Genomic DNA, 21,033 nt, shown 5'->3' on the forward strand with positions numbered 1-21,033 from the left:
GCACGATGCTCGAGACATTCCGCACGAGACAGGTCGAAATCACCACAACGCTGCGCGAGCTGCTCTCGATCGCCGGCCGCGTCGGCGCGCGCTCCCTCGCGGGGCGCCTCGGCAGCGACGTCGTCGACAAACTCTCCGCCGACCGCTTCCACCTCGTCGTCGTCGGCGAGTTCAACCACGGCAAGACGACGTTCGTGAACGCGCTGCTCGGCGCCGAGGTCCTGCCCGTCGGCGTGACCCCGACGACGGCCGTCATCCACCACCTCGAATACGCGCCGGAGCCGCGCGCGGAGCTCGTGCGGGCCTCGGGCGAACGCACGGCGATGCCGTTCGAGGAGGTGCGCAAATTCGCCGTCGGCCAGGAAAAAGGCTCCGAGAGCGCGACGAGCGAGGTGAAGCACCTCGAGGTCTTCTACCCGGCAGAGCTGCTCCGCGAGCGCATCGTGCTCGTCGACACGCCAGGCGTGAACGACCTCTCGCTCCAGCGCGCGGACATCACCTACAGCTACATCCCGCGCTCGGACGCCGTGCTCTTCCTCATCGATGCGGGCCAGCCGCTCAAGGAGAGCGAGCGTGTCTTCCTCAACGACAAACTGCTCGGCCAGTCGCGCGACAAGATCATCTTCGTCGTCACGAAGAAGGACATCTGGAGCGAGGACGAGGAGGAGGAGGCGCTCGCCTACATCCGCACCGAGCTCGCCAAGCTGATCCGCACGCCCGTGGTCTTCCCCGTCAGCGCGAAGCGCGCGGCCGAAGGTCACCCCGAGGAGAGCGGCATGCCGGAGCTGCTCGGGCACCTGACGAAATTCCTCGCCGAGGAGCGAGGCCGCATCCTGCTCGACAACGCGCTCGGCGAGGGCCTCGAAGCCGCGCGTATGCTGGTGAAGGGCATCGACGCGCGCAGGCGCGCCGCGCAAATGTCGAGCGAGGAACTCGCGCGCCGCATCGAACTCCTGGAGAAGGATCTCGCCGGCCAGTCGCGCACGATCGAGGAGCGCCGCGCGGGCATCCGCGAGGAGGTCGCCGCGATCCGCGCCTGGGTGCAGCGAGATCTCGCGCATTTCGTCGACGACGTGACCCGGCAGATCCCGGATCTCGTCGACAACCACTCGGCCGAGGACATCAAGGTCTGGCTCGGCCCCTTCCTGGAGAAGACGTTCGCCGACTGGGCGCAGGCCGAGACGAAGGAGATCGCGAACGCACTCGAAGCGCTGGCCGAGAAGACGATCGCGCTCGTCCGCGAGGACGCACACGACGTGGCCAAGCGTGTCGGGCAGGCGCTCGGCTCGGACGTCCGCTCGCCCAGCGTGGAGGTCGACACGCTCGGCTATGACGTGGGCGTCTTCGCGCTCTTCACGCTCGGCCTCGGCGTGATGTTCACGAACGTCCTGCTCGGCGGCCTGCTCCTGCTCGCCTCGCCCGTCCTCGCCGTGTACGTGAAGGACAAGGTCGAGGCCGAGACGAGGAAGCGCGCCAAGGAGCTCGCCCCGAACGCGCTGCGCGAGGCCGCCGCGCGCGTCGGCCCCAAGCTCGACGAGATGATCCAGGAGTTCGCGCAGCGGCTCGACCAGTGGGTCGTGACCGCGGGCGAGGAGCTTCACCGCGAGGTCATCGAGGTGCTGGAAGCCGCGCGCACCGAGCGAGCGGGCAAGGCGCCGGGCGTGGAGGCCGCGACGCAGGCCTGCGACGCGGAGGCGCGCGAGCTCACGGGCGTGGTCGAGCGGCTCGAGACCATGCGCCGCTCGCTCTGGACCACGGACGCGGCCGCGAAGTGACGATCCCGGGGGACGTGCGCCCTCGGCCCATGCGATAGTCAAAGCGTGCAGCTCGATTTCGCATCACGCGAGATCTCGATCAAGCTCGTCTATTACGGTCCTGCGCTGAGCGGAAAGACCACGAACCTGGTCGCTCTGCACAGCCGCGCCGGCGCCGACGCGCGCGGGCGGCTCATGACGCTCGAGACGCAGGACGATCGCACGCTCTTCTTCGATCTCCTGCCGCTCACGTTCCGTTCGAAGGACGGCGACGTTTCGCTCCGCATCAAGCTCTTCACGGTCCCCGGCCAGCCGATCCACGCCGCGACGCGCAGGCTCGTCCTGCAAGGCGCCGACGGCGTCGCGCTCATCGCCGACTCGCGCATCTCCGAGACGCAACGCAACGCCGACGCCTTCCTCGATCTGCGCCAGAACCTGCGCGACAACGGCATCGAGATCTCGAAGATGCCGCTCGTGATCCAGTTCAACAAACGGGATCTGCCGGACATCCGCAGCGACGAGGAGCTCGCGCGGCTCGCCGCGCGCGGCAAGGAGCCGGTCTTCCGCGCGGTTGCGACGAGGGGCATCGGCGTCGTCGAGACGTTCGTCTGCCTGCTCTGGTCCACGTGGCGTTCGCTCGATCAGAGCCATCAGCTCTCGCGCAAGCTCTCGATCGACGGCGACGACCTCGTTTCCACTGCGGCGCAGCAGCTCGGCGTGACGACGCCGTTCCGCGAGCTCATCGCGGCGCGGATGGGCGGGAGGATGGCCGGCGCTGCGCCCGGAGGCGCTCCTTGAGCGACGAGCGCTCGGTCGACGTCGACGCCCTCGGCCTCGGGCTCGGACCGCTCCGGCTCGAAGACCTCGTCGACCGCGAGGCGATGCGCGGCATGGTCGGCTCGATCGAGCAGGTCTTCGGCATGCCCGTCCGCATCGTGTCGAACTCGGGCGTGAGCCTGGCGAGCTCGTCCCGCGAGGCCCCGCTCTGCGCGATGATCAACGAGGAGCCCGCGGGCCGCCGTGCCTGCGGCGCCATCGTCTCCGAGGTCAAACGCCTCCGCGTCACGTCGAGCGAAGGCACCACGCACGGCTGCTTCACCGGCGCGCGTTACCGCGTCGTCCCCATCGAATACGAGGGCGGCACCATCGGCCGTGCGATCCTCGGCCCCTACCTTCCTCCGGCGGCCGAGAGCGTCCCCGACACGCTGCTCGCGATCGAGGGCGTCGACCCGGCGCGCGCGGCGGAGCTCTTGCCGCACATGGCGCGGGCGACCGAGGCCACGGCCGAGACCGTCGCGAAGCACCTCGTCGCGGTGCTCGACGTGATCCTCTGGAGCGGGCACAAGGCCCTGCTCACGTCGAAGATGCACATCGCGTCGATCCGCGAGAGCTACCGCGAGCTCTCCGAGAAAAACGCGGCGCTCGAGCAGGCCTACGAGCGGCAGCAAGAACTCGACAAGCTGAAGTCGAACTTCCTCGCGACGATCTCGCACGAGCTCCGGACGCCGCTCACCTCGATCCTCGGCTACAGCGAGATGCTCGTGGGCGGCATCGCCGGCGAGCTGACGGGGCCGCAGCTCGACTTCGTGCAGATCATCCACTCGAAGAGTGATCAGCTCCTGAAGCTCATCATGAGCCTGCTCGACCTCTCGAAGCTCGAGAGCGGCACCGTGATGATGCGCCGGAGCGACGTGGCGATCGGCGCGGTGCTCGCCGAGGCAGCCTCGACGGTCGCGCCCGTCGCCACGAAAAAGGGCGTCACGCTCACCGTGGATGCGCCGGCGGATCTACCGCTCGTGCTCGGTGATCCGGAGCGGCTGCGGCAGGTGTTCGTGAACCTCGGCGAGAACGCCATCAAGTTCACGCCGACGGGCGGCACGGTACAGATGGTCGCGCGGCAGATGGCCACCGAGGTCGACGGCGGCGGCGACGAGCCCGGGATGGTGCTGCTCGCGCCGCTCCGGCAAATGGTCGAGGTGCGCGTGACCGACACGGGCATCGGCATCCCGGCGGCCGAGCGCGACAAGGTCTTCGACCCGTTTTACCAGGTGGATCAGTCCTCGACGCGCGAGCACGGCGGCACGGGGCTCGGGCTCTCGATCGTGAAGCGGCTCGTCGAGGCACACCACGGGACCGTGCACATCGAGGGCCACGAGCCGACGGGCGCCGTCTTCGTCGTGCGTTTGCCCGCGTCGCGCCCCTCCTCGCCGCCGTCGCACGGGGCGATTTCGGTCCGGTTCGCGTAAAGTCGGGGCATGACAGCTCGAAGCTCGGAGCGGGCGCGCATCGACATGCTCGCGCGCGTGTTCGGCACAGACGGGTCGGGCCGGACGATCGTGGGCATCGGCGACGACGCAGCCGTGATCGCGCCCGGTCGTGAGCCCCTCGTGTGGACCCTCGACGCGCAGGTCGAAGGCATCCACTTCCGGCGCGACCTCGTCTCGATGGCAGACCTCGGCTACCGCGCGACGATGGCCGCCGCGAGCGACCTCGCAGCGATGGGCGCCTCGCCGCTCGGCATCCTCGCGGGTCTCGTGCTGCCGGCCTACGTCACCGACGAGGACCTCCGTGCCATCGCCGAAGGCCAACGCGAGGCGGCCGAGGAAGTTGGTACACAAATCATCGGCGGAAACCTCGCACGTGGGCAAGAGATTTCAATCACGACGACCGTGCTCGGCGAGACGCCGCGCCCGCTCGGCCGATCGGGCGCAAAGCCCGGGGAGGTCGTGGCAATCGCGGGGCCCCTCGGGCTCTCGGCAGCAGGTCTCGTGCTGATCGGCCGAGGTCGCGAGCACGAAGCAGACGCAGCGCCGGCCGTGCGCGCCTACCGGAGGCCCCTCGCGCGCATCACGGCAGGGCTCGCCGCGCGGGACGTGGCAAGCGCGGCGATCGACGTGTCGGACGGGCTGACGCGGGACGTGGGGCACGTGGCGCGAGCGAGCGGCGTGCTCGTGGTGCTCGATCGGTCGACGCTCCTCACACCGGAACTCGAGCGCGCAGCAGCGCTGGCCGAGGCAGACCCATACCAGCTCGCGCTCGAAGGCGGCGAGGACTACGCCGTCGTGGTGACGGTGCCAGAGGACCGTGTCCCCGCAGGATTCAAGCGGATCGGGCGCGTTGTACCGCCCCAGGACGGGAAGATCGGCATCGCCGTCGAGCAGACCAACGGCACGCTCGCGTGGCTCGACGAGCGCGGCTACGACCACTTCGGCTGATCGTTCGACCTCGAACTAATTGCAGGCAGCCGGCGCACTCCCAGCCATGGTGGCGCGAATCTGCGTGAGCGCCGTCGAGCGCGGAGCCTTGCCCTCCTTGACGAGCTTCGCCGTGCCCGCGCACATCGACGCCGCCGTGGCAGCCTTCGACCGAACCGTCGAGCTCGACTTCGCGTCCTTCGACAAGGCCTGAAGCGCCGAGCAGCACCCATCAATCGACGGCGCCGCCACAGCCTTCGGAGGCTCCGTCGGCGCAGGCGCAGCCGACGGCGCAGCCTCCGCAGGCGCAGCGCTCCCCGCCGCCGAGCCTTGCGCAGCCTGAGGCGTATCCTCCGTGGCCTTGACCGGCGCAGGCGCCGCCGACGGGAGCGGGACAGCCTGAGGCGCCTCTTCCTCCTTCTTGCAGCCAGTGAAGAGCAGCGCGCCAAGCGCAATCGTGACGAGGGCAGTGCACGCGCGAGCGGGAGTCAGCATGGACGCCGTTTACCCGTGTTTTGGGGCGGCGGCTACTTCTAGGGGTCGATGGGAGGCGTAGCGCTGGGGCTTCGCCCCAGGCCCGACCAGGGGCTGTCCGCCCCTGGACCCGGACCAGGCACGGCCTGGACCGAGGGTGCATCGACCGCAGTGCGGTCGATGCCGTCGGTGAGGGGATTTAGCTGCAACCCATGCTGTTGCCGCAGTTCAGGCACTTGTAACAAGCGCCGTTGCGGACCGTGATGTGGCCACAACCGTCGCACACAGGCGCGTCGCCCATCATGTCCTCGAGCTGCGCATCCAGGGCACTCGTGACGCGCTCCTGCGCCTCGACGCGAGGTCGCGAAGCCGGCAGCGCCGGCGCCGACGACGAGCTCTCCTGCGCCCGCGAGTCCGTCGGATCCTGGATCGTCGCCGTCGGCTGCGGCTGCACATGCGCCAGGTCGTACCGGTGCAGGTACTCGATCCCGAGCACACGGAAGATGTAATCGACGATCGACGTCGACAACTTCACGTAGTCATGCCCCTCGACCATGCCCTGCGGCTCGAAGCGCGTGAACGTGAACTGATCGACGAAGGTCTCGAGCGGCACGCCGTACTGCAAGCCCACCGAGACGCTCATGGCAAAGCAGTTCATGAGCGAACGGAAGGCCGCGCCCTCCTTGTGCATGTCGATGAAGATCTCGCCGAGCGTGCCATCGACGTACTCGCCGGTGCGGACGAAGATCTTATGCCCACCAACGGTCGCTTCCTGCGTGAAGCCCGAGCGCTTCTTCGGCAAACGCACCCGCGCGCCCGTCGGCCGGACCGCAGGCCCCGCCGGCGCCTGCGTCGCCATCACGACCTCGGCGGCCTTCGCCTCGGCCTTCTCGGCCTTCTCCTCCTTCGAATCCCCCGACGCGGAGAGCGGCTGCGACGCCTTGCAGCCGTCGCGGTAGAGCGCGACCGCCTTCAAGCCGAGCCGCCAGCCCTCCTCGTAGATCTTCTGCACCTCCTCGACGGTCGCCTCGTTCGGCAAGTTCACCGTCTTCGAGATGGCGCCCGAGAGGAACGGCTGCGCCGCCGCCATCATGCGCACATGCGACATCGGCGCGAGGAAGCGCTTGCCAATCTTCCCGCAACGGTTCGCGCAATCGAACACCGCGTAGTGCTCTTCGCGCAGGTGCGGCGCGCCCTCGACGGTCATGCGACCGACGATGACCTCGTTCGCCTCGGCAATCTCCGACGACGAGAAGCCAAGCGCGCGGAGGAGCGAGAAGCCCAGCGTCTGGCGCTGCTCGGGCGTGATGCCGAGCCGCACGTACGCCTCTTCGCCGAGCACCCACGGGCTGAACGCGAGCCCGAGGTCGAACACGCCCGGGATGGCCGCCTCGACCTTCGCGAGGTCGTCATTCGTGAAGCCACGCTGCTTGAGCGACGCGCGGTTCACGTTCGGCGCCGCGAGCAAGGTGTTCGTGCCCGACACGTAGGCGACGATTTCCTGCACCTCATGCTCGCTGTAGCCGAGCCGGCGCAGCGCCTCCGGCACCGACTGGTTCACGATCTTGAAGTAGCCGCCGCCCGCGAGCTTCTTGAACTTCACGAGCGCGAAGTCGGGCTCGATGCCCGTCGTGTCGCAGTCCATGAGCAGGCCGATCGTCCCGGTCGGCGCGAGCACCGTCGCCTGCGCGTTGCGATACCCATTCAGCGTGCCGACCCGCACCGCCTCGTCCCAGTCCGCGCACGCCGCGCGCCAGAGCGGCTCGGGGCACTTCTCCCGATCGATGGCGTACGCCGCGTCGCGGTGCAGGCCCATCACCCGGAGCATCGGCTCGCGGTTCTTCGCGTAGCCCGGGAAAGGCCCGCGTGAACCGGCCATCTCGGCCGAGACCTTGTACGCATGGCCGCACATGATCGCCGTGATGGCGCCGGCCACCGCGCGCCCCTGGTCCGAGTCGTACGGGATGCCGAGGAGCATGAGCAGCGTGCCGAGGTTGGCGTACCCGAGCCCGAGCGGCCTGTAGTCGTGCGAGTTCCGCGCGATGCCCTTCGTCGGGTAGGACGAGAAGTCCACGAGGATCTCCTGCGCCACGAAGAAGACGCGCGTCGCGTGGCGGAAGCCCTCGATGTCGAAGGAGCCGTCGGCGCGGAGGAACTTCGTGAGGTTCAGGCTCGCGAGGTTACAAGCCGTGTCGTCGAGGAACATGTACTCGGAGCACGGGTTCGAGGCGTTGATGCGCCCCGAGTTCGGGCAGGTGTGCCAGCGGTTGATCGTCGAGTCGTACTGCACGCCGGGGTCGGCGCAGGCCCACGCCGCGTCGGCCACCAAGCGCCAGAGGTCCTTCGCGTCGTGCGTCTCGACGACGTCGCCCGTCGTGCGCGCCCGCGTCTCCCAGGTGCTTCCCGTGGACACCGCACGCATGAATTCGTCGGTGACGCGGACGGAGTTGTTCGAGTTCTGGCCGCTGACCGTGTGGTAGGCCTCGCCGTTGAAGTCGGAGGACATGCCGGCGCCGATGAGCATCTGCGCCTTGCGCTCCTCGCGGACCTTCCACTGGATGAAGTCGACGATCTCGGGGTGGTCCATGTCGAGGCAGACCATCTTCGCGGCGCGCCGCGTCGTGCCGCCGCTCTTCGTCGCCCCGGCCGCGCGGTCGAACACCTCGAGGAAGCTCATGAGCCCCGAGCTTGTCCCGCCGCCCGAGAGCTTCTCCTGCTTGCCCCGGATGGTGCTGAAGTTCGTGCCCGTGCCCGACCCGTACTTGAAGAGCCGCGCCTCGCTCTTCACGAGGTCGTAGATGCTCATCAGGTCGTCGTTGATCGACTGGATGAAGCACGCCGAGCACTGCGGCTTTTCGTACGCATTCGAGACCTCGCAGATGGAGCCGTCGCCTTCTTCTCGGTCGAAGGGCTGCTTGGTCTCGGTCCAGGCGTAGTTGCCGCCCGCGCCGACGATGCCGTAGCGGTGCCAGAGGCCGCAGTTGAACCAGACGGGCGAGTTGAAGGCGCCGTACTGGTTCACGAGGAGGAAGGTGAGCTCCGCCTCGAAGGTCTCGGCTTCCTTGGTGCTGGCGAAGTAGCCGCCGAACGACTCGCCCGCCTCGCGGATCGTCTTGGCCAGGCGCTCGACCACCTGACGCACGCTGGTCTCGCCGAGATCCTTCTTCCCGTGAAGGCCGGCCTTGCGGAAGTACTTGGAGACGACGATGTCCGTCGCGAGCTGCGACCAGCCCGCCGGCACCTCGGCCCCCTCCATCTTGAAGACCACGGAGCCGTCGGGGTTGTTGATGACGCTCGACCGACGCTCCCAGGTGACCTCGTCGAGCGGGTTCGCCCCTCGGTGCGTGAAGACCCGGTCGAAGGCGAGGCCACGCGCACGCGCCGCCTTCTTCGCCTCTTTCGCGGAGACCGCCGCCCCGGCCGCCGTGGCCGCCGCGGTCTTGCCGGGCTTGTCCGAGACCCGGGCTGCGCGCTTCGTGCCCTCCCCGGACGTCTTCGCCACCTTCCCGCCTTCCTCACCGATCGTCGGCTGCGCCATCTACATGTCTCCCAAGATGGAAAACGTCGCCTGTCCGTACGAACCGCTCCGAGAATCGTACAGTGGCGACGCTGCATTGGCAGGCCCGCGGCGCTGCCTCTGCTTTTGTTCAGGAGTAACTCGAAATCGTTTGCCGCGCCGGGCTCGACTCATCCGGCGGGCGACCTGCTGCCGACGGTGGAACCCCACCGGCAGTGTCTTGGTCGCCGTCGTACCCCAACCCCTAGCGTCCAGGCAAGCCCCCAAGATCAGGATGAGGGTTCTCCACACCAAACCACATGAACCGCTGCACCCCTGTGGATGTGTCCCGCCCTATCCTGGTTTTTCCGAACAAAGACCGAGATATGGAGCGCCTCGGTCAAACGCCGGTGTCCCCGCTTGGCAGGAAAATTCCGTTTATCATCCCACACCAATTCCAATTAGGTCGAATTGTCTGGACGTGCAAAATGTAAGGAAACAACGCATTGACAACACGGGGCGTCGCGTTTCAAGCGCCCACGCCGTCCTGCGGTGCGTAGCGTCGTTCCCACCCTGCGCGCCCCCCAAGGCCGGAGAGCGCAGAATCTGCGGGATCCCTTGGGGAATCGTTACGTGAGGTCCTGCCAGGTTCGTCCATCCGAACCCCAAGGCTCGTAGACGAGCACGCGCTCGCTCGCCGCGAGGTTCAAGCCGAGCAAGGCACGCTCGGCCACCGGCGAGAGGCCAAGCGCCCCCAGCGCCGACAGCGCCGCCTGGGCCACGCGCGCCGCGCTCGGCGGCGGCCCCTCCCCACGCGGCGGAGGCACGAGCCGAAGCTCGAGCGGACCGAGCCCCGCGAACTCCGACGCCCGAGCGACCGCGTCCGAGAGGCCCCCGAGCTCGTCGACGAGCCCACGCGCCCGCGCCTCGGTCCCGCTGTAAATGCGGCCCTGCGCGAGCTTGTCGATCTCCTCGAACGCCCGGCCCCGCCCCCGCGCGACCACGCCCACGAACGTCCGGTAGAAGGCGTCGACCTCGGACTCGAGCACCGCGCGCTCGGACGCGTCGAGCGGCCGGACGGGCGAGAACAGATCGGCGCGCGCCCCGCGCTTGACCACGTCCGTCGAGACGCCGACCTTCTCGAGGAGCCCGCGCAGGACGAAGTGCGCCGACACGACGCCGATCGACCCCGTGATGACCTGGGGCTCGGCGACGATGACGCGCGCCGCCGCCGCGACGTAGTAGCCGCCGCTCGCCGCGACGTTCGAGAGGTACGCGATGACCGGCTTCTCCTTCGCGAGCAGCTCGACCTCGTGGTGGATGCGGTCCGAGGCGATGGCGCTGCCGCCGGGCGAGTCGATGTGCAGCACGACGGCCGCGATGCGTCGGTTGCTACGCGCCGCGCGGATCGCCCGGACGACGCGGTCCTCGACGGCGAGCTTGCCGAGCGAGAAGCGGCTGCGCGAGACGATGGGGCCGTGCACCTCGACGAGGCCCACGACCGGCCGCGGCAAGAGCGGCCGGAAGCCAGGCGCGCGACGCGCGGCGATGTAGCGGCCCGCCGGCATCCAGCGCGCCGTCGGGGCCGGCGCCTTGCCGAGCAGCGTCGTGACCTCGTCCTCGTACGCGACGGCGTCCACGAGGCCGAGCTCCTCGGCGCGGCTCGCTCGGTAGGGCGCCTCGTCGACCCAGCGAGCCGCGACCGTCACGTCGCCGCCGCACCGCTCCGCGAGCGCCCGGACGAGCGCGTCATGCCGCGCGCCGAGCACCTCGCCGAGCTGCTCGCGTTGCGCCTCGCTCATCGCGTCCCGCACGAGCGGCTCGGCGGCGGCCTTGTACGTGCCGCGCGCAAACACTTCGGGCTCGACCCCGATCTCGGCGAGCGCCCTGCGCAGGTAACGCCCCGTCGCCGCGTAGCCGATCGGCGCGACGAGCGTCTCGGGCCCGACCACGACGCGGCGCCCCGCGGACGCGAGGTACATCGTGTCGTTGTCCGCGCCCATGGGCAGGTAGAAGACGACCTCCTTGCCCGCGTCCCTCAGGTTCGCGAACACCTTGCGCAGCGAGGCGAGCACGCTCGGTCCGGCCGCGAGGCCGTCGAGCCGGACGAAGAGCCCCGCGGCCCGGTCGTCCCCGGCGATGAGCTCGCAGAGCTCCCGCACCCGCGTCACCGAGAGCGGCGGGCGAACGCGCCGGAGGAGACGCGCGAGGCCGCGCGGCCGCGCCGGCACGGTATCGACGACCGGCCCGTCGAGTTCGAGCATGACGTAGCCGCCCTTCGGGATGGCGAACGCGCGGCGCAGCCATCGGAGGGGCAGGACGAGGAGGAGGAGGAGGTTCGTGAGGAGGGAGCGGAGCAAGGGAGGGCCTTCGGATCCGGGGAGGAACGAGCGCAACGTAGACCCTCGGAGGCGACGGCGGTAGATCGGGCCGTTCCCTCCTCGGGAAGGGGGCCAGACCGCCCTGGCCGCGTTATGCTCCGGGGACGAGCCGGCCGTCGCCGGCGCTCGAACGCGACAGGAGTGTTGTTGTCCTCGTTGAACGATCCGCAGAGCGGCATGTCCCCCCCTCCCCCGCGTGGGCCTTCGAACGGCCGCTCCTCGCTGCGGATCGTCCCCCTCGGCGGGCTCGGCGAGATCGGGATGAACTGCATGGCGCTCGAGCAAGGCGACGACGTCGTGCTCGTCGACTGCGGCGTCACGTTCCCGACGACCGACCTCGGCATCGACACGTACCACCCGCGCTTCGACTACGTGATCGGGCACAAGGACCGCGTGCGCGCCGTCGTGCTGACCCACGGACACGAGGACCACATCGGGGGGCTGCCTTATCTGCTCGCGCACCTCGACGAGGACGTCCCGGTCTACGGGCCGGCCCACGCGCTGGAGCTCGTCAAGGGCCGGCTCGCCGAGCACGGCTACGGCGACGACGAGGTCGAGCTCATCCCCGTCGCGCCGCGCAAGACGTACGAGGCCGGCTCGTTCTCGTTCGAGCCCATCCGTGTCACGCACTCGATCGTCGACGCGGTCGCTCTCGCGTTCCGGACGTCCGCGGGCATCGTGGTGCACACGGGCGACTTCAAGCTCGACCCCACGCCGCCCGACGGCGAGCTGACCGACGAGGCGCGCCTCGCCGAGCTCGGCGACGAGGGGGTCTCGCTCCTGCTCTCCGACAGCACGAACGTGGACTCGCCCGGCCGGTCGACGAGCGAGCTCTCCGTCGGCCACGCGCTGGAGGAGATCGTCACGCGCGCCAAGACCCGCGTGATCATCGGCATGTTCGCCTCGAACGTGCAGCGCCTCTCCATGCTGGCGAAGGTCGCCGTGGCCACGCGGCGGCGGCTCTGCTTGCTCGGTCGCAGCGTGCAGACCCACGTCCGCGCCGCCGAGATCGTCGGCCGGCTCCGCTTCCCGAGTGATCTGCTCGTCCCGCCCGAGCACCTCGGCTCGATGCCACGCGACCGCGTCCTCATCATCGCAAGCGGCACGCAGGCCGAGCGCATGAGCGCGCTCGTGCGCCTCGCGGCCGGCACGCACCCCTTGCTCCGCCTCGACCCGGGCGACGTCGTCGTCCTGTCGAGCCGCATCATCCCGGGCAACGACCGGCCGGTCTTCGAGATGATGGGCGATTTCCTGCGCATGGGCATCGACCTCAAGACCGGGCTCACGGACCGCGGCGTGCACGCGAGCGGGCACGCGCACCGCGAGGAGCAGACGCGCATGATCGAGCTCTGCCGACCCCGCTCGTTCGTGCCGGTGCACGGGACCTTGCACCACCTCGTGCGGCACGCCGCGCTCGCCCGCGAGGTCGGCGTCTCCGACGTGCTCGTCGCCGAAAACGGCGAGGTGGTCGAAATCGGCGCGCGGGCGGCGCTCGCCAAGGCCGCGCGCGTGACCGTGGGCAAAGTCGCGACCTACGCCGGCGACGAGCTGCCCGACGAGGTCATCCGCGAGCGCGCGCAGCTCGGACGGTCGGGCGTGGCGATGGTGTCGCTCGTGCTCGACCGGCGCGGCACCGTCGCCGCCCCGCCGCGCGTCGTGCAGCGCGGCGTCGTTGATCAAGAGGAAGGCGCCTCCGAGGTGATGCGCGCGGCGGCCCTCGCGGTCTCGCGCGCGATCTCGGAAGCGGACGGCCGGACGCGGTCGAGCGACGAGGGCGTGACCGAGGTCGTGCGACTCGCCGCGCGGCGCGTCATCGAGGCCAAAACGGGGCGCAGGCCGATCGTCGTCGTGGCGCTCTCGCGGGTATGAACACGCCGAACCACGCCCACGAGCTCGTCGCCTCGGCGCTCCACGCGCTCGTCGCGGACGCACGCGCGGCCCGGGAGCGGGTGCTCGCCGTCGCCGCGTCCGCGCTCTTCCAAGGAGCGCCGGGCGGCGCCAGCGACGAAGCGGCGCTCCACGACTTCCGCGTGGCGCTGCGGCGGATGCGGACGATCCTCCGCGTCGCGCGCGATCTCTGGCGGCGCAAGCGGCTCGCGCGGATCGAGGGCGAGATCCGGTACCACGCCCAGGCCACGGGCGCGCTCCGCGACGACGAGGTGCTGCGCGAGACGCTCACCGCGCTCGACCTGCCCCAAGAGGCGCGCGCCGAGGTGGGCGCCTGGCTCGTCCGCCGCGCCCGCGCCACGCGGAAAGAGCACGCCGAGGTCACGCGCCTGCTCCGGGACGGCCCTCCCGCGCACGCGCCGACCTTGCCGAATGGCAAGCGCATCCGACCTCTCGAGCGCTCGTTCCACGCGCTCGCCGCGCGCCTCGACGGGGACACGCCGCGGATCGTGCCCGCTGTCGAGCTCGGCCACGAGGTCCTCGATCGCGCGGTGAGCGACGTGGCGACGTGGGCCCAGCGCGACGTCGGCGACGTCGACGCGATGCACGAGCTCCGCATTCGTTACAAGCGCCTGCGCTACACCGCCGAGCTCTTCGCGGCGCCCCTCGGCGTGACGGCGACGCGCCTCGCCAAGCACGCGACGCGCATGCAGCGGCACCTCGGCGAGTTGCACGACATCGACCAGGCGATGATCACGCTCGGCCGCGCGCGCAGCCTCGGCGCGGCCACGAAAGGCGCGGTCCTCGCGGCGCTCCGCGCGTCCCGTGTCGCGTGTGCTTCGAAGGTCGAGCCGCACCTCGTCGAGGCGCGAAACCTCATGGTTCGTGGGTTGGACGACGAGTCACCACCCATCGTGTGAATGCTCGCCCGTCTCCTGCGATTGCCGTCCTCGTGATACCTTCGGGGCATCCTTTCCAAGTCGGGCCTGCGCGCCCGAGCGAGGTGATGCCGTGAAGCGCTCCGCCATCTTGACCGCAACCCTTCTTTCGGCTCTGGGCCTCACGTACCTGGGCTGCACCCAAGACTTCAACCAGTTCGAGCCCTCGGGTGGCACCGGCGGCCTCGGGGGTGGGGCGAGCTCGTCGAGCACCGGCGGGACCGGCGGCGTCGGCGGGGTCGGGGGCATGGGCGGCGGCGGCATGGGCGGCGGCGGCACGGGCGGCATGGGCGGCATGCCGTGTCAGAGCCCCGACGACTGCCTGGCGGACACGGCCTGCCGCGACTGGAGCTGCGTGAACGGGATGTGCGAGGCGGATGACGCGCCGCAGGGCACGGACCTGCCCGACCCGATGAACGGCGACTGCAAGGCTCTCGCGTGCGACGGGATGGGCGGCGAGAGCGTGATCGACGACGACGACGACACGCCGCCCGGCGACGGCAACCCCTGCACGACCTCGGCCTGCGTCTCCGGCCTGCCCATGCAGATCAGCGACCCGCCGGGTGACATGTGCTCCGGCGGCGTGTGCAACGGGAGCGGCACGTGCGTCGAGTGCGTCGAGGACAACCACTGCACGGGCGGCGACGTGTGCAGCCAAAACACCTGCGTCGAGTGCGTCACCGACGCCGATTGCAACAACGGCGTCTGCAACGAAAACACCTGCGTCGCGTGCCTCGCCGACAACGACTGCATGGGCACGAACCCCACGTGCTTGCCCGACAACACGTGCATCTCGTGCAGCGACGGCGAGATGAACGGCGACGAGACCGGGATCGACTGCGGCGGCGCCAAGTGCGGCAAATGCGACGCCGCCGCGTGCGGGGCAAACGCCGAGTGCGAGAGCAACTTCTGCGTCGACGGCGTCTGCTGCGCGACCGCCTGCACGGGCACTTGCCAGGCGTGCAACGTCATGGGCAACGTGGGGACGTGCTCCCCCGTGCCGGCCAACCAGGACGACACGAACGGCATGACGCCCTGCATGGGCAACAAGGCCTGCGACGGGGCCGGCGTCTGCAAGGGCGAGTCGGGCGCCCCGTGCACGAACAACAACGAGTGCCTGAACAACATGTGCACGGGGGGCGCGAACAAAACCTGCGCGCCCTGACCCGGCGCGCGCGCGCCGGGTCTCCGCGGAGGCCCGGCGCCCGGGGCGCCCTCCCCGGCTACTGCCGGAAGATCTCCACCCGCTCGATCACCACGTCCTGATCCGGCCGATCGCGCGAGGTCGGGACGTTCGCGATCCTGTTGACCACGTCCATCCCACTCACGACCTTGCCGAAGACCGAGTGCTTGTTGTCGAGGTGCGGCGTCGCCCCCTCCGTGATGAACCACTGCGACCCGTTCGTCGACTTGCCGCTGTTCGCCATGGAGAGCACGCCCGGCCCGTTGTGGCGGAGCTCCGGGTGGAACTCGTCGGCAAACTTGTAGCCCGGCCCGCCCGTGCCCCAGCGCGCCGCCGTGTCCGCGTGACGCGTGAGCGGATCGCCGCACTGGATCATGAACCTCGGGATCACGCGGTGGAAGCGGACGCCGTTGTAGAGCGGGGTGTTCTGCTGGGTCTCCCCGGTCTTCGGGTCCTTCCAGGCGATCGCGCCCGTCGCGAGGCCGACGAAGTTCTTCACGGTGTTCGGCGCGCGCTCCTCCTCCAGCCGAAGGACGATGTCGCCGAGCGTCGTGACGAGCCGCGCGTGGAGCTGCCCTTGGCCGGGCACGTTGATGGCCGGAAATTCCATGTCTCTTTCCTCTTCCTTTTCCGTGGGGCTGTTTGGCCCCGACCCCCTCAGACTTTTTCGAACAGAGCTGCGATCCCTTGCCCCACGCCGATGCAGAGCGACGCGAGGCCGATCTTCTTCTCGCGCGCCTTCATCGCATGCACGAGCGTGCACGCAATCCGCGCGCCCGACGAGCCGATCGGGTGGCCGAGCGCGATGGCGCCGCCGTTCACGTTGACGCGCGCGGGGTCGAGCTCGAGCGCGCGCACGCACGCGAGCGACTGCGCCGCGAACGCCTCGTTCAGCTCCACGAGGTCCACGTCGGAGGCCTGAAGCCCCGCCCGGCTGAGCAACTTTCGGACGGCGGGGATCGGCCCCTCGCCCATGAAGCTCGGATCCACGCCGGCCGTCTGGCTGCCGAGCATGCGCGCGAGCGGCGTCACGCCCATCGCCGCCACGACCTCGGCCGACGCGAGCAAGAGCCCCGACGCGCCGTCGTTGATCGGCGACGAGTTGCCCGCCGTCACGCTGCCGCCCTTCTTGAACACCGCCGGGAGCTTCGCGAGCGCGTCGAGCGTCGTGCCTTCGCGCACGGACTCGTCGCGATCGAAGAGCACGGGCTCGCCCTTCTTTTGCGGGATCGGCACGGCCACGACCTCGGCCGCGAAGGCCCCGCTCTTCCACGCCTCGGCTGCCCGGCGCTGCGACTCCACCGCGAAGCGATCCTGATCCTCGCGCGAAATCCCGTACTTCTCGGCCACGTTTTCGGCCGTCTCGCCCATCGAGATCAGCGGGAAACGCGCCTTCATCCGCGGGTTCTCGTACCGCCAGCCGAGCGTCGTGTCGTAGACCGGCGGCGGCGTGCGATCGAAGGCGCTCGCCTGCTTCGGCATCGAAAACGGCGCGCGCGTCATGCTCTCGACCCCGCCCGCGATCACGCACGACGCCTCGCCCACCGCGATCATCCGCGCGGCGTCCGCGACCGCCTCCAGGCCCGAGCCGCAGAGCCGGTTCACCGTCACGGCCGGCACCTCGTAGGGCAAGCCCGCGATGAGCAGCGCCATGCGCGCCACGTTCCGGTTGTCCTCCCCGGCCTGGTTCGTCGCTCCGAACACCACGTGATCGAGCCGCGCCGAGAGCGCCTCGTTGCGCTTCGCCAGCGCCGACACGACGTGCGCCGCGAGGTCGTCGGGACGCTGGCTCGCGAGCCCGCCGGCGTACCGTCCGATCGGCGTGCGCACGGCGTCGACGACGTAGACCTCGCGAGGCAAAAGAGACGGTCGCGTGCTCATGCGAAGGGACTCTAGTCGCAGCCCCCGAAGCCGCGCAAAGCTTCGTTTTCCTCATCGCCCACGGCACAACACGGGATCCTTCCCGCGCCCTGGATCCTGCGGATTCGAAGCGACCCCGCGCAGGCGCAAATCCTGCGCGCGTGATGTGTACAGGAGGAACGTCGCAGACGGACAAAGGGGCGCCGTGATCGCTCCGGCGAGGCCTTTTTGTAGCGTATTGCGATGAAAATGAAGGTACGCTCGGGAGACGTCATCGCGTGGGGGGGAGCGCCGCGCACCGACGGATTGCCATGAAGAGCACCGAGCACCGAGCGCGCGAGCCCGGTCCTACCGAGGAGCAACTCGCCTTCCTGGCGCGGGCCGGCGAGCGCCTGGCGAGCTCCCTCGATTTGCGCACGACGCTGGCAAACCTGGCGCGGCTGAGCGTGCCCACGCTCTGCGATTATTGCGTCATCGACCTGCTCGAAGAAGACGGACGCCTGCACCGCGTCGAGTCCGTGCACGTCGACCCCGCCAAGGAGCACCTGCTCACGGCCCCCGCGTCGCCGCGCGAAGGCGGCCTGTGGTTCGCCGACGTCGGCCCGCGCCTGCTCGCGCGTGGCGAGCCCTTGCTCACGCCGAGCAACGACGCGGGCCCCGCCCCGCGCAGCCACCCCTTCTTGCCCGCGGCCGTCCTCGGCACGATCTCCTCGATCAACGCGCCCCTCGTCGCCTCCGGACGCACCATTGGCGTGCTCACGCTGGCCACGGCCGACTCGGGTCGACGTTACGGGAGCGCCGATCTCACGATCGCCCAGGACCTCGCCCGGCGCGCCGCGCTCGCCATCGACAACGCGCGCCTGCACGCAGCCGAGCAGCGCGCCCGCGAGGCCGCCGAGCGCGCCGCGGCCCGCACCTCACGGCTCCAGGCCCTCACGTCGAGCCTCGCCGCCGCGCTCACGCCCGCGCAAGTCGCCGACGCCGTCCTGCAACAAGGCCTCGTGGCCGTCGACGCCCGCGCCGCCGCGCTCGCCCTGCGCACGCAGGACGGGAGCCTCGACGTCGTTGGCGCCCTCGGGTTCGCCCCGGGCGCGCTCTCGCGCGGCGCCCGCGTCGCCGAGGAGGCTCCCGGCCCGCTCGCCGAGGCCCTGCGCCGCAAGCAGCCCCTCTGGCTCGAATCGGAGGCCGCCGTCGCCGAGGCGCGGGCCCTCGCCGAGCTCGATCCCGAGGGCCAGGACCCGCCGAAGGCCGTCGCCTGTTTGCCCCTCCTGCTCGACGACCGGGCCACCGGCGTGATCCTCTTCTCCTTCCGCGAGCCCCGCGTCATCTCCCACGAGGACCGCTCGTTCCTGCTCACGCTCGCGCGTCAGTCCTCGCAGGCCCTCGAGCGCGCGCGCCTCTACGAGGCCACCGAGCGCGCCCGCGCGGCCGCCGAGCTCGCGACGACGCGCCTCGTCGCCCTCCAGCGCATGACGGCCGCGCTCTCCGACACGATGAGCCGCATCAAGGTCGCCGAGACGATCGTCGACCACGTGCGCGACATGCTGCCGCGCTGCAAGGCCATCGTCGCGACGGTCTCCGCCGACGGCGAGCACCTCGACCTCGTCCGCGCCATCGGCCACACGCGCGAGACGCTCGACCGGTACGACTCCACGAAGCTCGCGTTCTCCTCGCCGCTCACGGACGCCGTCCGGAGCCAGACGCCGCTCTTCTTCGACGACGAGGCCTACCGCGCGCGTTACCCGCACCTCGCGAGCGCCGCGTCCGACGTGCCGTGCTGCGTCGCCGCCGTGCCCTTCATCGTCGAGGACCGCGCCATCGGCGGGCTCTCGCTCCGCTACCACCGGTCGAGCCAGCACACGAGCGAGGACAACGCCTTCATCCTGCACCTCGCCCGCACCTGCACGCAGTCGCTGGAGCGCGCCTACCTCTACGAGGCCGAGCGCAAGGCCCGCGCCGAGGCCGACGTCGAGCGCAAGCGCCTCGCCCTGCTCGCCGAGGCGAGCGCCGTGCTCAACGCCTCGCTCGATCCCGCGGCCATCACCGAGTCGCTCGCGCGCGTCGCGGTGCCGAGCTTCGCGGGCTACTGCCTCCTGTGCAGCCTCGACGAGGAAGGCACCCCGCAGTTCGTGTACGCGCTTCACGAAAATCCCGAGATGGAAGCGCTCCTGCGCGACATGCGCGCGCGTTACCCCTTCGGCACGAGCCACCCGATCAGCGAGGCCGCGCGCACGGGCAAGTCGAAGCTCCTCCGCGTGGTCGACGACGGCGCGTTCCGCGCGGTCGCCGCCGACGAGGAGCACCTCGAGATCATCCGCCGCATCGGCACCACGTCGGCGATCGTCGTCCCGCTCATCGCGCGCGGCCACACCCTCGGCGTGCTCTCGTTCGGCACCACGCGCGGCCGCTACGACCCGTCCGACCTCGCGCTCGCCGAGGAGCTCGGCCAGCGCGCCGCCCTCGCGCTCGACAACGCGCGCCTCTTCCACGAAGCGCAGGAGGCGAGCCGCGTGAAGGACGAGTTCCTCGGCGTCGTCTCGCACGAGCTGCGCACGCCGCTGAACGCGATCCTCGGCTGGGCGCGCATGCTCCGCACCGGCGCCGTCCGCGAGGGCAACCAGCCCCGCGCGCTCGAGTCGATCGAGCGCAACGCCGTGCATCAAGCAAAGCTCATCGACGACCTGCTCGACGCCTCGCGCATCACGGCGGGCAAGCTCCGCCTCGACCCCTCGGTCCTGGAGCTCGCGCCCGTCGTCGAGGCTGCGGTCCACGCCGTCACGCCGGGCGCGACGAACCGCGAGATCTCGCTGCACACGACCTTCGACACGGACAGCGTGCCGATCTTCGGCGACCCGAGCCGGCTGCAGCAGGTCGTGTGGAACCTGCTCTCGAACGCGCTCAAGTTCACCCCGAAGGGCGGGCGCATCGACGTGCGGCTCGCGCGCACGGGCGACGAGGCGGTGCTCGTGGTCTCCGACAGCGGCCGTGGCATCCGCGCCGAGCTCTTGCCGCACATCTTCGAGCGCTTCCGTCAGGGCGACGGCACGCTCACACGCGCCTCGGGCGGCCTGGGTCTCGGCCTATCGATCGTGCGTCACCTCGTCGAGGCGCACGGCGGCACCGTACGCGCCGAGAGCGACGGCCCGGACACGGGCGCGAAGTTCACGGTCAAGCTCCCGATCGCCAAGCCCCGCCCGCTCCCCGCCCCAGGCCCTCCCGTCGACGAACGCCGCGCGGAAAAACGAGCGCTCGCAGGCCTGTCGGTGCTGGTCGTCGACGACGAACCCGACGCGCGGGAGATCCTGTCGGAGATCCTCGACATCGCAGGCGCGACCGTGAAGACCGCGGCCGACGCCGGCGAGGCCCTGCGCATCCTGTCCGACTTCGTGCCCGACGTGCTGGTCTCGGACCTCGCAATGCCGGGGGACGACGGCCTCTCGCTCATCCGCAAGATCCGCAGCCGCACCCCGGATCGGATCGCCACGGTGCCAGCGATCGCGCTGACGGCGTACACGCGGCCGGAAGATCGCGTGCGCGCGCTGAACGCAGGGTTCCAGATGCACGTGCCGAAGCCGGTGGACCCGACGGAGCTCGTGGTGACGATCGCGAGTTTGCGGACGCTTTTGGCCTGAGCACAGGCGCCGCCCTTCGGCGCTTCGCCAACGACCCCCCGGCCGCGCCGACCGCCGCTTGGCGCGTCGCCAACGACCCTCCGGGCCACGCCGACCCCTCGTTGGCGCGTCGCCAATGACCCCCTGGGCCGCGCCGACCGCCCTTTGGCGCTTCGCCAAGCGTCTTTGGCGTCAACCGGACCGCTCTTCGGCGCGTCGCCAACGACCCCCTGGGCCGCGCCGACCGCCCTTTGG

General features: G+C 70.4%; 13 protein-coding genes. 8 read left to right on the forward strand and 5 right to left on the reverse strand.

The genetic code is table 11. From position 1 onward, the window contains the following. Positions 1 to 5: 5 nt before the first annotated feature. The 4 genes from QHF89_RS42620 to thiL are packed head-to-tail and all read left to right on the forward strand — an operon-like array spanning position 6 to position 4,969. A complete protein-coding gene (locus QHF89_RS42620; RefSeq protein WP_136935320.1) occupies positions 6 to 1,775 on the forward strand; it encodes a dynamin family protein in 1,770 nt (589 codons plus the stop codon). 45 nt (positions 1,776 to 1,820) lie between these two features. Next, on the forward strand, positions 1,821 to 2,552 hold the full coding sequence (locus QHF89_RS42625) for a GTP-binding protein (RefSeq protein ID WP_136969208.1): 732 nt from the start codon (positions 1,821 to 1,823) through the stop codon (positions 2,550 to 2,552). Next, on the forward strand, positions 2,549 to 4,000 hold the full coding sequence (locus tag QHF89_RS42630) for an ATP-binding protein (protein ID WP_284721666.1): 1,452 nt from the start codon (positions 2,549 to 2,551) through the stop codon (positions 3,998 to 4,000). Before QHF89_RS42625 ends, QHF89_RS42630 begins: the two co-directional genes overlap by 4 nt. A 9-nt stretch (positions 4,001 to 4,009) precedes the next feature. Then, positions 4,010 to 4,969 (forward strand): thiamine-phosphate kinase, encoded by a 960-nt coding sequence (gene thiL / locus QHF89_RS42635; RefSeq protein WP_136969209.1) that lies wholly within the window; start codon positions 4,010 to 4,012, stop codon positions 4,967 to 4,969. A 15-nt stretch (positions 4,970 to 4,984) separates the two neighbouring features. Here the strand turns inward: thiL and QHF89_RS42640 are convergent, their stop codons facing one another. The 3 genes from QHF89_RS42640 to sppA form a co-directional block, all read right to left on the reverse strand. Next, a complete protein-coding gene (locus tag QHF89_RS42640; RefSeq protein ID WP_136969210.1) occupies positions 4,985 to 5,443 on the reverse strand; it encodes a hypothetical protein in 459 nt (152 codons plus the stop codon). A gap of 178 nt (positions 5,444 to 5,621) precedes the next feature. Then, positions 5,622 to 8,960 carry a vitamin B12-dependent ribonucleotide reductase gene (locus tag QHF89_RS42645; RefSeq protein WP_136969211.1) on the reverse strand — a complete coding sequence of 1,113 codons (3,339 nt, stop codon included), beginning with the start codon at positions 8,958 to 8,960 and terminating at the stop codon, positions 5,622 to 5,624. 587 nt (positions 8,961 to 9,547) lie between these two features. Continuing rightward, positions 9,548 to 11,278, reverse strand: coding sequence for a signal peptide peptidase SppA (sppA, locus tag QHF89_RS42650; protein WP_136969212.1), 1,731 nt, complete (start codon positions 11,276 to 11,278; stop codon positions 9,548 to 9,550). 198 nt (positions 11,279 to 11,476) lie between these two features. Here sppA and QHF89_RS42655 point away from each other — a divergent pair, with 198 nt between their 5' ends. The 3 genes from QHF89_RS42655 to QHF89_RS42665 all read left to right on the forward strand — a co-directional run bounded on the left by QHF89_RS42655 (position 11,477) and on the right by QHF89_RS42665 (position 15,289). Continuing rightward, on the forward strand, positions 11,477 to 13,168 hold the full coding sequence (locus tag QHF89_RS42655; RefSeq protein ID WP_284721667.1) for a ribonuclease J: 1,692 nt from the start codon (positions 11,477 to 11,479) through the stop codon (positions 13,166 to 13,168). Then, positions 13,165 to 14,106 (forward strand): CHAD domain-containing protein, encoded by a 942-nt coding sequence (locus QHF89_RS42660; RefSeq protein WP_136969214.1) that lies wholly within the window; start codon positions 13,165 to 13,167, stop codon positions 14,104 to 14,106. The genes QHF89_RS42655 and QHF89_RS42660 overlap by 4 nt, the downstream gene beginning before the upstream one ends. A gap of 91 nt (positions 14,107 to 14,197) precedes the next feature. Beyond that, positions 14,198 to 15,289 (forward strand): hypothetical protein, encoded by a 1,092-nt coding sequence (locus QHF89_RS42665; RefSeq protein ID WP_284721668.1) that lies wholly within the window; start codon positions 14,198 to 14,200, stop codon positions 15,287 to 15,289. 58 nt (positions 15,290 to 15,347) lie between these two features. Here the strand turns inward: QHF89_RS42665 and QHF89_RS42670 are convergent, their stop codons facing one another. Beyond that, entirely contained in the window at positions 15,348 to 15,917 is a 570-nt protein-coding gene (locus QHF89_RS42670; protein WP_136969216.1) for a peptidylprolyl isomerase, read from the reverse strand. Between the two features lie 47 nt (positions 15,918 to 15,964). Further along, entirely contained in the window at positions 15,965 to 17,188 is a 1,224-nt protein-coding gene (locus tag QHF89_RS42675) for a thiolase family protein (protein WP_136969217.1), read from the reverse strand. Between the two features lie 290 nt (positions 17,189 to 17,478). On the opposite strand from QHF89_RS42675, the gene QHF89_RS42680 reads away from it, so the two are divergent. Next, a complete protein-coding gene (locus QHF89_RS42680; protein ID WP_136969218.1) occupies positions 17,479 to 20,799 on the forward strand; it encodes a GAF domain-containing protein in 3,321 nt (1,106 codons plus the stop codon). Positions 20,800 to 21,033 lie beyond the last annotated feature (234 nt).

It is taken from the genome of Polyangium sorediatum (assembly GCF_029946465.1).
In the GTDB taxonomy this organism is placed as follows: domain Bacteria; phylum Myxococcota_A; class Polyangia; order Polyangiales; family Polyangiaceae; genus Polyangium; species Polyangium fumosum.